General features: G+C 53.1%; 2 protein-coding genes. Both read right to left on the reverse strand.

The window, feature by feature from the left end; all coding sequences use genetic code 11:
* Position 1 precedes the first annotated feature (1 nt).
* Positions 2–8,728 (reverse strand): chitobiase/beta-hexosaminidase C-terminal domain-containing protein, encoded by an 8,727-nt coding sequence (locus tag J2Z70_RS15430; RefSeq protein WP_209874498.1) that lies wholly within the window; start codon positions 8,726–8,728, stop codon positions 2–4.
* A gap of 86 nt (positions 8,729–8,814) precedes the next feature.
* The gene (locus J2Z70_RS15435) at positions 8,815–16,590 is read right to left on the reverse strand and encodes an S-layer homology domain-containing protein (protein WP_209874501.1); all 7,776 of its coding nucleotides are present in this window, start codon (positions 16,588–16,590) and stop codon (positions 8,815–8,817) included.
* Positions 16,591–16,595: the final 5 nt, after the last annotated feature.

Genomic DNA, 16,595 nt, shown 5'->3' on the forward strand with positions numbered 1-16,595 from the left:
GTTATTTCACAACCGACATGATATCTTTGTAAGCCCAGTGGGTAGCCGGAAGATCCTTGAATTGTACTGCCGTTACCGTCAGCTTCTTCGTGCCGGCAATCCGGTTAATCAGCACTACGGCCTGCGCACGGGTAATCGGTGTTCCCGGCTTGAAGGTTCCGTCAGGGAAGCCTTGCACATAACCTGCCTGCGATAGGGCATTAACATATTTCTCTGCCCAGTGTCCCTTCAAATCCTTCTGCTTCGTTACGCCTGTCTCAGTTACATCAAGCTTCAGCACAGTTGTCATGATTTTGGAGAACTCGGCTCTGGTTAAGCCCTTCGTTCCGCCGAATCCGCCATCCGGGAAGCCCTCAATAATGCCGGCCGATGCGAAGAATCCGGTCAGTCCTTCATTCTCGGCATTGACATCATTGAACAGATTGCCTACATTCACTTCTTCCATGTCAAGCAGCGGTGCAAGCGACTGGATCAGCTCATACCTGGTGATGGCTGCGTTCGGCATGAACAGACCGTTCGGATAGGCTGCCATATACTTGATCTCACCGCTGTTACTCTTCAGGCTGTACTTCGCATTCTCCACCGCATACTCGATGGTAATGACTTTATCGTCTTTGTCCGTAATGGCTTTGACCGTCATGCTCTTGGTAATCAGCAGCTCACCGGTGTACTTCGTGCTCTTGACAGTCGGAATGCTACCGTCCGTTGTGTAATAGATCGTCTGCCCTTCTGGAGCCTTCAGCGCAAGCTTGCTGTTCTTAGCGATCTTGACCGGAGCTTCACTGTCACCAGTTACTGTCGATGTTCCAGCGACCGCTGTGATCGACGGAGCTGCCGGTGCAGGTGTCGGGCTTGGAAGCGGAGCAATTGGACCGCCACCACCACCGCCGCCATTGCCGGTACCAGGGTTTGGATTAGGGCTCGGATTAGGGACTACAAGCGTCCAGGTCCAGGCTGCAACCGGGCTGTACTCTTTGCCGGATACAATCGTAATGGCTCTAACCGTTGTTGTGCTCTTAAGATCGATAGGTCCGCTGTACAGCTGGGAGGTCTCTGTAGGTGTTGTACCGTCCAGTGTATAGTAGATGCTTCCTCCCTGCTCGCCTGTTGCCAGCTCCACCTTCACTTCAGTAGTGAAATTCTTATCTGCAGGAGTTGCAGTTGGTGCAACTGCTGCGCTCGGGTACTGGAATGCAGCGGTATTAATAGCAATACTTCTGCTCTGTCCTCCAGCGGTTGCCTTCAGCACTGCACTGCCACCTGATATCAGGCTGCCGGTTGTACCGTTCACTACAGCCTTGGACGGATCAGCGCTCCAGGAGAGTGCTCCGCCGCTGCTCATGTGGAATGCCGAACCCACGCGGTTAATCAGATCCTGCGAGTTCAGGATAACAGCGGCTGAAGCCAGAGTCCCTTCATTTGTTCCGTTAAAGGCCTGAGGCAGCGGATAGAATGTTTTCCGGGCTGTCCAGATTCCGGCATCCAGGCCTGCCGGCAGATTCGCGCCAGTAAGCTCTGCACCCGGCAGCCCCATGGCACTGCTGTTATTGCCGGACACTGCCTGGCCATTCAGATTGTAGTACGCAATATTATTCTTCAGCATTTGTCTGTTGAACAAGGAGCCGCTGATCGTGGCATTGTCCGATTTCTGTCCGGCAATCCCGCCGAAGAAGGCTTGCAGCGGTTGAATCTTGCCCTTCACTCCAGCCTTCACTTCTCCGGTGTTCAGGGAAGTAATAATCGACCCGCTCTCTGCCAGACCGGCAATACCGCCAGCCCATGCAGTAGACATGCCTTCGGCGAGGACCGTGGCGGCAGAGTAGCTGTTCTTGATCTCTCCAGCATTCAGTCCGCTGATCCCGCCAGCGATAGCCTGGGCTGAAGCTACACGGATATCGCCATAGACAAGCGATTCAGTGATGGAGCCTTCTGCACTGTTCTCACCGGCAATTCCGCCTGCGGCCAGTGCAGATGATACATCAATGTTGCCCTTCGATACAGCCTGGTGAATCACACCAGCGTTGCTTCCGGCAATTCCGCCAATCCGGCCTGCTCCGGCAAGCTTCACTCCTTCATTCGTGACCTTCTCCAGAGTGCCCTGATTCACACCAGCTGCCCCGCCTGCGGCAGCACTTCCCACCACGGAGCCGCTGACCTTCACATTCCGGATCACTGCACCAGTGTGGTTGATCCCGGCAGCGACACCTGCATTCACTGCGCTGGAGAGTTCCGCTCCGGTAAAGTTCACATTCAGGAGCTGGCCACGGTTATCCTTGATGAATCCGGCGGTCTGCTGGCCGGAGGCTTTCAGAGACAATCCGTTTATCGTATGGCCTTGGCCGTCGAACACACCTGTAAAGCTGTCGAACGCGGTCCAGAAGCGGCCGGCAAGATCAATATCCGCCGCAAGCAGGATTGTTGCCAGCTCCGGCTTGTTCTCAGCTGTTCTGTTGAACAGCTTGTAATAATTCAACCCTGTCTCGTTATAGAACATGACTGCCCCCGCGAGCTGCAGCGGAGTCTGTACAGTAATGGCCCCATCCGTCAGGTCGTTCAGGAAGGTAGTATCATAGTCGATACTCCAGAGTCCTGAAGTCAGCGGATCAACTGCTGCTGTACTTACGGCTGCTGCAGCCGCGCCTGTGTTACGCCCTACAGCAGCCAATGTGCCTGTGTAGGATGAGCTAATGATTTTTCCGTCCCGGAAGTTATAGCCGACCAGTGCGCCTTTGGAGACATTGTCCCCCGCAACCGCCACGGTAATCTGCGGTACATTGGCATAGACACTGGTTAACGTTCCGTCATTATAACCGGCGAAGCCGCCGTTATAGGAACGGGTTGATGACTTCACTCCGACAGTAGACAGCTTATTCTGCAATGCGTAAGACTTGCTGATGCTGCCGCTTCTCTCCACGGATGCTGCGAAACCGCCGCTGCGTGTGTCGAAGCCGGTATTGCTGATGTCACCGGAGGCATAGGAATCTGTGATCGAGTAATGATCTACAGACCCGACGAATCCGCCGACATAGGAGCCTAATCTGCCGCTGACATTCAGCTTGCCTGTGGCATAAGACTTCTGAATCTGTCCGGCAAGCGTACCGTTCTCACCCAGGAGTCCGGCAAAGCCGCCTGCATACATCGTGTTATCCTGATTGGTATCTGTGATCACTACCGGAATATCCGTATGGGTATTCGTAATCAGGACATGATCGGCCATACCGATCACTCCGCCAACGCGTGTATTCGGTACTGATTCACCCAGAGTAACTGCTGATCCGACGTTGATGGACTGGCCGGAGCCGGAGATCACCTTACTGTAATGAATCTCGCCGCCGTCTCCCCAGCCGACAAGCCCGCCGGCATTGATTACTCTGCTGTTATCTGCGTTCACACCGCTTCTGACAATGGTATCCACAATGATACCGTTACTGTATCCGGCTACTCCGCCTGCACTCACGGTATTGCCGCCGGTTACCTTCAGACCGGAGGCAACCTCGGAGCTATAGATGGAGGCATCCGTATTCTTGCCGGTCAGACCACCTGCATAGAGGTCAGCACGATGGTCTGTTCCGGTAACTGTGATCTGGCCATCATGAACCTTAGCGATGTAGATCCCTTTATACAGCGGATATGCCTTGCCAAAATCAAAGCCCTGATTAATATCCTGGGCTGAGATCGTTCCGGTGATCCCGCCGACAGTGGCCTCACCGCTCTTCGCCGCTGCCTGAAGCTCAGGTGATGAATCCACATTGTAGATGATGGAGTTATCACTCTCTCCCACAATACCTCCGGCAATGATTACTTCACCTGCGGCACTAAGAGAAGCCTTGAACCGGGCGTCATTGATTGCTGTCCGGGAAGCCGATCCGGCAATCCCGCCGAGCACAGCCTTCAAGCTGTCGCCTGTTGTAGCCAGCTTCACGCCTGATACTGCTGCATGTTCAATATCGAAGCTGCTGCCGTTATCCACAGAACGGGTCAGCATTCCGCCGAGTCTGCCTTCCTTCGCGCCCACAACACCGCCAGCCATACCATTAGCTGTCAGCTGCACACCGCTTCCAGGACCGGTAACTGTAACATTGCGGATGCTGTTCCCTTGATCGGATTGACCGATCATTCCGCCCAGGATGGAGCCAAGCCCCCGCGCTTCCAGAGTTCCGTCTGCAAAGCTTACGGTCAGCCCTTCAGCTTGACCTGTCTGGTAATGTCCAACCAGTCCGCCAACAGTGGCTTCCATTCCTGTTGAAGAGATCCGGTATCTTGAGTTCACTTCAAGGGCCAGGCCCGTCACATTACCATTCTGCACCCCGATAATTCCGCCGATAACGGCATGGTCAGCCGCGCTGCCGATGCTGCCATCCTTATCGTTGATGACATAAGTGTCAGCTGTAATATCCGCTGTGTTGTCGCCGATAAGACCGCCGGCGATGCCGCCTTCAGCTACCGTCTCAATCCGGCTTCCGCCGTCGAGCGTAAGCTGCAGACCAGCAATACTGCCTGAGTTCTGGCCGATGATGCCGCCGACAATACCGCCGCTGACCTTAACGCCTTCAAGCAGCTTAAGGTCCACATTCTTGACCGTACCCAGGTTCGTTCCGGCCAGCACACCGGTGTAGCCGTTACCGGCAACCGAGAGCGGCTCAAGATTCATGTTCTGCACTGTAGCATTCGCTCCAATGATTCCGAACAACCCGGAATGTGTATAGACCGGCTGCAGGGTCAGACCATCGATCAGCTGGCTTTTCCCGTCGAATGTTCCTTCAAAAGGATTGACTTCCTTATCACCGATAGGTACCCATTGCTTAGATTGGATATGGACCGGATTCATCACAGTCACGGTTCTGTCCTTAAAGCTGAATTGGTCTACACCGGCAATGGTGCCGTTGACAATTCCCGCCAGACCGGCAAGCTCAGCCTCCGAGGTGATCTCGAAGCCGATCGCATCCTTATCCTTCGTGTACCAGTTGATATTGGCATTCACGTTATTGCCGTTGTCTCCGCCGCCGGTATTGGCAATGCGGTTGACTTCAGGGTAACGGTAGGCCGCACTGAGCGAGCCGTATTTCCAGGCTCCCTCGAAATCCCAGCCCGACAAGCCCGGGAATACCGTTCTGTCTTTCAGTGTCTCTGACAGAATGGTGGTCAGCCGGACATGCACATTCAGCCAGCGGTGATTGCCCTCTGCGAAATCAGGCAGATCGCGGTTGATATTCAGTCCTTCATCTTTAATATAGTAGGATTTATAGAGCAGTTCTTTACTTGCATTATCATAACGTCCGGCGAAGCCGCCGGCATAAGCAGTCTTTTTCTCGTCTACATTAACCTCTGCTGCTGAGTAGACGTTGCTTATTTTACCGTTTGTAATTCGCCCAACGAAGCCGCCCGCATAAGAATTGTCGTTCGCAGCGTTAACACTTTTCGCTACATAGGAATTCTTGACCGTTCCGCCGGACAGTTCTCCGATCAGACCGCCGACAATGGTGTAGACGTTCTTCGCGGTAACCTTGGAAACAGAATACGATTGCTCCACCGTACCGGCTGTATTTCTGCCGATGAGTCCGCCCAGGTAAACAGAACCGCCCGAGGTTCCTTGAGCATCTCCTGTCACATCAATATCTACATAAGAGCCAATGACAGCACCGGCATTGCTGCCAGCTAATCCCCCGGCATGTGTACCTTTTCCTTCAATGGTCAGGTTCGCATTGGAATACGTGTAGTAGAGTGTTCCCGATGCTGTATTCACACCGGCCAGACCGCCGATGATGGAGGAATTGCCTCTTGCGATCACCGAGATCTTATCGGTAATACTGTTGTTGGCAATCAGCGTGCGGTTCTCACCAACCATACCGCCCACAATGGCATTGGCGGATGTAGCGGAGACCGTACCCAGTGTCCGGGTATTCTGAATCGTGCTGACCGAGGTCACAGGATTCAGTACCGGATCAATACTCTGAGCCGCATTGAGGCCGACAATCCCCCCGGCATACGAGGACACTGCCCCGTTGTTAGCCTTCAGATTCAGACCGCTGATATAAGTGTCCACAATAATACCTGTAGCACTGCCGTGGTTATATCCGGCCACCCCGCCTGCAGTAGCGCGCGGTGCATTAAGGGTCAGACTCACCGCTGAACCTACCAGACGTTCCAGCCTGGAGGACTCATTGTAGCCTACAATCCCGCCAACATAGGCATCTGTAGCCGCTGGTCCTGCCAGAATCAGCATATTCTCCACATTGACCACTTTGCTGTCACTGCTGATGCTGCTGTTCGTAAGGGTACCTGCCAAGCCGCCGACAGACGGCTTCGCCGCTTGCGCCTGAATGAGCATCAGCGCACCGTCTTGCGCGTTCACTTCCGGCGTTGTAATATCTGTCGTTGCCGCTGCTCCAACGATCGCTCCCGCTTTGGCATCCGCCGCAGTCAGCGTAATCATCGGGTCAGCTCCGGGAACATTCAGTACAGCTGAAGTAATTCCTGCTCGTGTGGCAGGAGTCTCCGTCCCTTCCGAATGTCCGGCGATTCCGCCCGCTTCAGCACGGACACCGCTGGCTTCAATAGACAACTGGGTCACTGTAGCGTTAACCAGTTGTCCGGCATTGAAGCCGGTATTCCCGCCAAGCTGATTATCTGCACCGCTTGCGGTGATGATAACATTCTCCGCATGATTGAACGGAGCGGCTGCGGCTGAATGGTTCTCACCGAGCATGCCGCCAGCTTTTACTGTAGCGCCTGTAGCCTTAATCTCGATACGATTCGTGTGCCCGTTGAACTGGGCAGCCGAGTTATGCCCTGCGCCGCCGCCGAAGCTTACCTTATCAGCCTTCAGCTCTGTGCGGAGATCCTGCACTTGCACAGGCACGGCTGCAGATCCGATGACCGCATCCGCCGTCAGCTTGCCAGCGGCGCCGCCGATGGTGTACCCGCTTCTTCCGGCTTCATTCAGGAAGCTGATCCGCGAGGCCTTACCGCCGGTCAGCGTCAACGGCTTGGTGTTCACACCCACGAGTCCGCCGAACGTGATATTGTCCTGCCCGTCTGCCGCATCCGCTACTGCAGCCTGAAGCACCAAAGTGCTGTAGCCTGCCGATTCAGCATCTCCGGCCGTAACTCCGCTTACTGTACCCTGTGCGTTACCGGCAATCCCGCCGATAACACCGCCTGCCGAAGTAACCTGCAGTGTAGCATATTTAATAGAAGAATTATTCAAGGTTCCTTCCAGATAGCCAACGATTCCGCCGATTGTACCATCGGAAGTGATTGCCAGATGTTGCCCTTCCGTCTTGCCGGTCACTGATGATGCAATGGTTCCGCCGATTTCGTAACCCACGGTACCGCCGGTATATACATCCGCAGTCCCTTTAACCTTCAGCTCGCCTGTTGAAGAGGTCTGGGTGATGTTCCCGCCTGCATCATAACCGGCAATCCCGCCGGTGTAGACGCCTGTGCCGCCGTTAACCGAGATCAGCTCTTTATTCTCGAATACTCCCGCTGTAGCGTTGCTGGTAACCAGACCGCCTACGGCGTATCCGACGAATCCGCCGGTAGCTACATTCTCTGACCCTGATGCTGTAATCTTTTGTGTATTCACATAAGGATGCGTCCAGGTGAATTTGCTGCCCGTATATCCGGCAATGCCGCCAGTATATACGTTTTTGCCACCGTTATTGGTAACCGGCGCCGTATTCACAAATGTAATGGAAACCTCACGGCTGGCTACTGTTCCTGTCGCACCTACCAGCGCCCCGGCTGCCGAGTTCACTGCCGCTGCTGCATTAACGGTAATTGCACCATTATTGGTAGTCATATTGGAGAACACGATGGTATTGTCTACTTTACCGACAATCCCGCCTGCCGCAACCTGATTCCCGCCAGCGATGGTAACCGCCGCCGTATTGATGATAGGAGTGTCTTCATCATTTAGACTGAGCGGTCCTGTGGTATGACCTGCAATCCCGCCTGCGGTAAGCACGGAGCTGTCCGTCCCCTGGGCAAGAACCGCACCATTATTGACTATTTTTTTGATGATGATGCCTCTGGAGTCGCCATAGCCCATAATTCCGCCCACATCGGCTGAACCAAACGCTGTAACGGTTCCGTTATTGATTGAGTTCGAGATCATCCCTTCGCCCATCCCGACAATACCGCCCGTGTAGGAGTGATACGGGGAAGCGTCCGAAGTGATATTGATCTTGTTGGTAATGTCAAACACAATGCTGCTGCCGCTCATTTTACCTACCGCTGAGCCGGCATAGACATCATAGGTTACTCCGGTCACAGAGATGGTGCCTGATTCAAAACTCAGGCCGCCTACTGTACCGCCTTGCATATTCCCTACCAAGCCTTGGTATGAACGGTTCGCCACTACGTTCAAACCGTAAATCTTCTTGATTAATCCGCCTTCCGTGATTAAAGTTCCCCGGAAGGGATTCTCGGCCGTACCGATGGGCACCCACTGGTAAGCAGAAAGGTCCAGGTCGTCCGTAATCTCCATAATTTTACCGCTGAGTCCATTTACAGTGCCTTCATTCACGAGTTTGGCTACACCAGCAAGCTCTCTAGCATTGTTAATTTTGAAAGTATCATTCGTCGGCACGTACCAACTGGTATCGGCCGTGCTGTCCCAGGTCTGCGGATCAGCCTTGGCCATGATGCCTCCGGCCACTGCGGCAACGACAATTACCGCCAGTGCTATAAGATAACCTATCCATGATCTTCGCTTCAAAGCCATGTTGACACCACCTGAATAGTATTGTGACTTAAGGATTTCCCAGCAGAGTGTGCCCGCCCGCTTACGAGCGAACGGGCACATCCTTGTTATTGCTTAGCTGTAATGAATTGATCCAGACGGATGGCAATGGCTGCCGCCTGCTCACGCGTAAGCGGAGTGGACGGGTTCACCTTGTTGCCTTCCCCGAGAATAATGCCGTTCTTGATGCTCATTGCCACTGCTTGTCTTGCCCATGCCGGAACCTTACCCTTGTCAGTGAAACCGCTGAGGATCGAAGTGACTTCAGCCTCGCTAAGTTCACTGCCCGGATTAACCTGATTCAGCAATCTTCCGAGCATCGTCATCGCTTCAACTCTTGTCAGCGTATCCTTAGGCGCATACTTTCCGCCTTCGAGTCCGGTAACAATACCCATTTCAGCGGCAATGGAGACACTGCGGTTATACCAGCTGCTGCCGCTGACATCACTGAAGCCTGCCGAAACTGCCTGCTTGTTCATCAGACCTGCAACGCGCAGCAGAATGGTTGGATATTCTGCCCGGGTCACTTTGCCTGCCGGATCGAACAGATCCGCAGATTTCCCTAGCACGAACAGCTTGGCGGATGCAGCCGCAATGCCTTCCTTGCCCCAGCCTGAAGGCATATCCTTGAAGGTCTTCTGGTTGCGGATGAAGAAGAGGCTGCCTTCACCGGTCAGTTGTACATTCACTGCCGTACCGCTGCTGTCCAGCTTCCACGGTACCGTTGTCCAGTTGCCGTCTTTGTCCTTAAGCACCATAGCTGTAATTTCCTTGCCCGCAAGCGGCGCAGGAATGGCAATCTTGGCTGCAAGTGCCGGTGTCCAGCTGCTCTTCGGCAGATTAACGTTAACCGTTACACCTTGGCCTGCCGCCATCAACGTAAAGCCTTGCTGATCGGCAATTGCCTTCATCGTCTGCTGGTCAACAGTGCTATTACCGCCGATGCCGATAGTAAGTCCGGCAGTTACACCTGCAAGATTCTCAGGAGCAATAACCAGTTGTCCCATTGGAACTTCAATCACAATCTTCTTCTTCGCGGTCAGCTGCTGCTGGACCACACTCTGGTCTACACGGATACTGAATGCTTTGGCATTCTTATCGGTGGAGCTTACCGTGAGGTCACTGCCTGCTACAGCTTCTTTATCCGTAATCCGGACGATAGCCGTAAGTCCATCCCACTCTGCTGTCACGGCCTGGCCGTTGACGGTAACCTCGGCTGCCTGCTCCGGAGCTTGTTCTTCAACAATTCCCGGCACGGCACCGCCGCCTCCGCCACCACCGCCAGCTCCGCCGCCACCGCCTGAGCCACTGCTGGTCCAGACCGATGCAGGAACGCTGCCGGAAGCCTTAACCAGCTTGTCCAGGGAGGTACGTTTGGCCAGCACAACGATGGAACCTGGATGTGCGGACACGATACCATCGAGCGGAAGAAGACTCCATGAGCTTACATTATCTTTATGCTTCAGTACTTCCGGATTGGACGAGAAGACCTTGTAAGCGATCTGCTGTCCGGTCATATCTCCGGCGGAAGTCACCGTAATCTTCGTGCGGTTGCTGTCTCCGTTAATTGCAGAAGATACGGCTTGTACAGTACCTAATTCATCTTTATCCAGAACAGCTACGGTTGCCGCAAGCATGCCTTTAAGCGTTATACCCTCGGACACCTTATATTCTGCTTCAATCAGACTTGAGCCTGTGGCAAGTGCGGTAACATTGCCTTGTGCCGACAGGGATACCGAATCGCCTACGGTAACTTCATAAGTCAGATTAGCCAGATCCTTACCGGTAATCGGCTCGTCCTTGAATATCGGCTTACCATTGTCGTCCTTGCCATCCGAAACCTTGAGATAAGCCTGTATCTTGTCCATTTGCCCCGGCTCCAGGTTCTCATCCGACCGCTTGAGAACCAGAGCTACGGGAACCTTGTAACCGGCATTCGTAATATCCACAATGGCTGTGTTCTGATTGGTGGCACCGTCAGTTGCGACAATGCTTAGCGCCACTGAAGGCTCCTCCGAATTCACTTCCACCATTCCATTGAAATCCCCCGTCTTCGGATCTACCGTAAGCGTCTTGGAGATAACCTTGTCTTTGTATTTGCCGTCAGGCTGTAACTGACTCACCGTATACTCTGCTGCCAGTGTAGTGCCTGTAGTTGTCGTTCCGGCTACACGAATGGCACCCTGTGCGGTACGTTCGCCCGTTACCGGCTCTGTGAGATACAGCACCGGTGCGATCGTATCTACCGTCAGATAGAGCATGGTCACTGAGATATCCTTGGTCACCGTATTTCTGGCTCTCAGTTCAATCGCATACGGACCGTCCGTCTGGAACTGGTCTAGATTCAAGGTGCCTTCGCTTCCACCGCCGGCCTTTTTCGTCAAGGCCACTGTCGCGATAGATTTGTCAGCATAGAATGCTTCCACCGTCACATTGGACTGTTTGGAAGAGAGCGTCAGCTTCTGCTTCGTTTCATTCGTTAACAGGTTCACGTAGTTCCCGGAGGAGGCATCTACCGTCCCCGATGAACTCAATACCGTCAGATCCGGCAGATTCGGAGTTGGCAGCAAGGTGCTGCTGCTCTCACGCCGCTCGGCATAATGATAGTTCTGATGCTTGTCGGCATCCTCGGTTGGAACCGTTGCGGCACTGACGCCGATGACGTAATTCTTCTTCACTTCCAGGCCGACATATTTCACCTTGCTCAGATCAATCACTGAGCCTTCAAGGCTGCCCTTATAGACTTCATCTGTTGTAGATACAGCCTTCCAGCCGCCAATCAACAGACCTTCGTATGTGCCTGTGGATGCATTCCAGTAAGGCTTAAGCTCCTGTTCGGTATACAAAAGCTCTCCAAACGGAGCATATTCACTCAGTTTGCCTTCAGCATCCAGCTTCGCATCGACCACGTAGCTGTGCTCGAAGCCGCTGTGTCCCGATTTCTTCGCTCCCGGCTTGAAGGAGAGTGAGAACAATCCGTTGCCGGCAGGCTCAACCTTGACCTCACTCACACTCTGTGGTGCCAGCGGATCGATGATTTCAAAGCGTTGCGGCGAAGTCTTCGTCCCGAAGTTCGAGCTGGATTTCAGCTCGGCCCGCAGGTAGTAATTGCCTTGTCTGAGCAGCCCGCGGATATCCTCGGGATTGCCCATCAATGTTACATTGGTGACATCGATCACTTTGCTGCCGCTCGTAATTCCGCCGCTAACCGAGCCGCCAGCTCCGACAGGCACATCCTTGGCGATCAGCATACCCGGATCACCCGTCTGCAGAATCTCTTGACCATTCAGCATTTCCTTACGGTTCGTCACTGCATCCTCAGCCAGATACAGGTTCACTGTATCGCCTTCGGCTGCGTTAGCAACTTTCCAGGAGGCTGTGAACTTATTCGCATTCGCGCTGTCTTTCGCCAGGTTGACTTCATTCAGCGTAGGCAGCGTAGGAACGTTGAGCAGCTTGGTGTCAACCGCCGAGACGGCTGTCAGCTTCCAGGTACCGCCCTTTGTGGCTTCATTCTCCGGAATAATGATATACGCTCTGCGAATATCCACTTCACTGCTGAGCTTAGGCCCATTTTCCGTTTTATAGCTTGCAGGAATATATTGTGTAAAAGCATTTGCCGTAGGATCAGTGTTCGTGTTATCGAATTTCACCGGATAAAGTTTACCTGAAGCATCCTGCAGCTTGAATTCCGGCATTTCCTTACTGCTGTACTCCATCTCAATGATTGCATTACCGGCTACGCCATCCATTGGAATCTCATGGATTCTGCCGCCGTTCTTGACCGTAATGCCGCCTACGCCGACATTGATTGATCCGTTCTCGACGTATTTGACACCTTCTTCTACCTCACGGTAGATAATTTCCTGATTCTCTTCCTCGGTAGCTACCTTGGAAGTAGCCAGTGTCTGCACCCCTGCACCAATCACCATCAGGCGCGGTCCAAGCTCAGGATCATCCACCACCAGATGGATCATGCCTTCCGGCAGCTGATCGGTCGAAGTGCCGAATTCGATGCCTCCACTCCAGTAATAGGTAATGCCTAAGGAGATGAACAGAATACCGATGCTACCCCAGACCTTATCATTGTTGACGCCGAGGAACATACTCGACAGCGGCATGCCGCCGACAACCGGTACATCGTTCGGAATCTGCACCTTGGAGCTGATATAGCCTTCAAAATCCGTGCGGTTCTTCTCCAGATTTTGTCCGACGAAGATGCCCGCCTTCCCGATGATGATGTCCCAACCGCCGATATCCATCTCTGCTTCCACGCGCACGAACCATGGGGTTACCCACTGCGCCTCGAGCAGCGCTTTGGTCAACATTGGAAGCCGGTCATCTTTCTCCGCATCGGCTTTGGCAGCGAAATCCAGCCTGCCTTCCACCTTAAGGCCGGTACGCTTCACTGTAAGGTCCACATCGCCGAAGAAATACGCCGGAGCAATCCCGAACCGCATGCCTACGCCTGCTTGAATGGTTAACGGGAATGGGTCCTCTGCCGTGCCGCCGGCAATAGTGTCCGCCAGTTCACGTACTGCTCCCCGGATTGCTGTCAGGTACGTTGCACCCGTCACCAGGATACCCGGCTGCGGAAGCTCTGCCCCGAAGGCAATCACATCCGGAAGAATCCGGCCGTCTTTTACTTTTTTGAGCGAGAATTCAATCTCCACGCCCATCATATTCTTCAGCTGTGCTGCGAACTCCAGGCCGTATTCATTGCCTACGCCCCCGCCTTGCACAGCGTGCTTGATTGTAACTTTGCCGCTTGGAGCATCCGGACCTTTTTTCTTATCCGCATCCTTCTTCTTATCCGGTCCGAACAAGCCCATCTCCTGATTGAGATCGAAGCCCAGGGAGGCATCGACGCCATAGAAGCCGGCACTGTTGAAGATGACATTCTTGATCTCGGAGTTAATGATCTTCAGGGACAATGAGCCTCCGAAGGAAATCCCATTCTCTCTAAGAATGAAGTCATTGAAGGAGAAGCCAAAGCCGTCAATGGAGAAGCTTGGTGCCCCGAACAACGATTGCTTGTTGAAGTACACATCCTCAATCATAATCTGGCGCAGCGGATTCAATCTGTCGCCCACGCCGCCGACAGCCCATTTCAGACTGCCGTTCTGTGTATCATCTTCCGGGTTGCCGTCATTGCCTTTCTCATCTTTCTTATCGTCATCATCGTCTTTATCTTCTTCTTTTTCCTTCGTGGGATCGAAGTCTTCTTCTCCAAGCGACTTGTTGAAGCCGTTGAAGAAGTCGAGTGTCCATTCGCCTTTATGGAAGACGAACCCGCTGCTCGCTACGCTCAGCGTTCCTTCACCCTTGACGAACAGGGTATCCAGGAAAGGCAGATCGCCGGGAAGGGTGTTGCCGAAGATATCCAGCTTACCGCGTACAAAAGACAGGTCCTTACCTTTATAAGCTACAGCATCATTAATAATTGCCGGTTCTGTCTTGGTATCCACGATGACCTGCTCTTCGTCACCTGTGCCAACCTGCTTGATCATGCCGCGGACGGTTACCAGAATTTCACGGTCGAATTCCGGGTCCTTGGCTTCCGCTTCTTCCTTGAATTCCTCAAAGTCCTCTTCTGTTGCAAACAGCTTATAAGCATACATTGGAGTCTCTTTCAGCGCTTCCTCATCCATGAATTCACTGATATCAAACTTCGGATCAACCGCTTTGCTCGCTGCGCCGAACAAGGCTTTGGTTTTCTTATACTCGGTAACAGCCTTGTACAGGAACGAACCGTCCTTGAAGGGCTTGCCCGGGAACAGAGAGTTCAGCTGATCCACCAGTTCATCTTTTACAGAAGCACCGTTCGCAAGGCCGCTGATATCTACAGCTTCCTTGTAGACCGCCATTACTCCGGCTTCACGGATACGTGTGTCATTATTATCAGTGACCAGGAACGATTGCGGAGTTGTCATATCATAGAGAGCCGCTACTTCCTCATCTCCGCCGGCATCGCCTTTGTAATCAATCTCCACCTGATACTCGCCAAGCGGCAATTCAGGCCCAAGTCCGGCTTCCACCACATTGCCGCCTGAATCCACCTGGTCACCGCCGCGGTACGTAATCCGCATAGCGCCGGAGAATCCATCGTCTGTCGGCTGCATCACCACTGCATCCTGGACATTGACTTTATACCTGCTACCATCCGCCTTATTCTTGAGATACAGGTCAAAGTTCGGAGCGGTCGTTGCATTACCTGTATTGTAAGCTTCAATATTCGACAAATTCACGGTCAAATATTTCACGTCTGTGCTATACAGCTCTGCCGGTGCTAGTGCGTAGGAATACGTAGCTGTTGCTTCTCCCACCGGCGGCAAAAGAATGAAATTAGTGCGGGTCGATTCATACTGGGCTTTAATGCCCTCATCCTTGACGCCTTCGATTTTGCCTTGCGTTTCCGGGCTTCTCGCGGAAATCATATACTCCCGGGTAACCGGCCAAGGTCTGCCTTTAGCCTGAACACGGAAGGTTGCGGTAATCGCGTCACCTGGCTTGTACTTCGGCTCAATGCCCATAGCTGCTTCATCAGGTGTGGCTGACTTTTTGAACTCCAGCATTTTGCTGCGGGCATTCTCCAGAACAGGATTGCCGTTCGCGTCCAGAACATCGTATCCTTTTTCATCCTGCCTGACGAAGCTTAGTCCGCTCTCCAGCGTCATCTCCACTTCGATCTTGGAGTGCTCCATATTGTAGGCTTGCAGATTCTCTACTTCGGCCGTAATCGTGAAGACTCCGTTTTTCTCATATTTCGTCGGCACTCCTCCGCCTTCAACCGGCTCGGTAGCCAGTTGCTGTACCTGATCTACATAACGGATCGAGAACACTTTATCAGGGGCTGTCAGCTCACCGAGACCGTATACAGTCTCGAAGCTCTGGAAGCCTCCCGGCGCCAGCTTCTCCGGGTTCCAATAGAAGGCAACCGCAGAATCCGCTGTGCCGAAATCATTGGTATCCCGGGTAAAGTCCAGGTTCGGATGGATCTGGTAATCCCATTTCGTGTTCGCCAGGCCGTTCCAGTGCCCGACAATCATCTCATCCACAATATTAATATTCTGTTCAGCAAAGTTATTGAAACCGTAGGCTACCACATTGGTTGCCTGAGGATTCGTCAGATCCAGCTTGTCGCGCATCACCCAATAAGCAGGAATCTTGAAGTATGCTCTGTCCTCTTCCGGAATTCCGGGATTATCCTCCGGATTGTGGACCAGCTTCCGCTCCACCTGCAGCGGTGACTTGTAGGCTGTGCCAATCTGGAACTGCGGTCCGTCGTTGCCGCCGACCATTGTATCCAGCAGAATCCGGCTGCCGATCTGTACCTGCGCACCGCTCTTGTTGTTCACTTCATAACGGATGTTGACATTCCCGGAATTCACAGCATCCTTGCTGTCGGTGTAGAGCATTAGAATCTGCTTGATCTCTACGCCTTTAATCTTCCAGATCATCTCCAGCTGCTTGGTGCCATTTGAATTCTCCACCACTTTAGGTGCACTAGTCTCTGAATAGTGGCTGGCGTCGAACTTGTATTTATTACCGTAGATATAATCCGTTCCATCGATCCGGAACGTCGTGAACGACGTCTCCGGGTCATCTCCCTGGAACAGCAGGTTTACATTATTGTCGTTCTTGCGGATCGGTTGACCCTCTACAGTGCGAATGCCGTAGCGGCCCGTTTCGTTATCCACGGTGACCTTAATAAAGTCATTCTGAATCATGGTTGTCTTGGTACTGCTGGCCGCCTCGACGAGAGCATGGAAGCTCTCGGAGGTGGACAGAAATACCATGATTAAGGTGAGCATTACCGCTACTGTGCGTTTCAACAACTTCACCAAGT

Source organism: Paenibacillus silagei, from assembly GCF_017874735.1.
Classification (GTDB): Bacteria; Bacillota; Bacilli; order Paenibacillales; family Paenibacillaceae; genus Paenibacillus_AQ; species Paenibacillus_AQ silagei.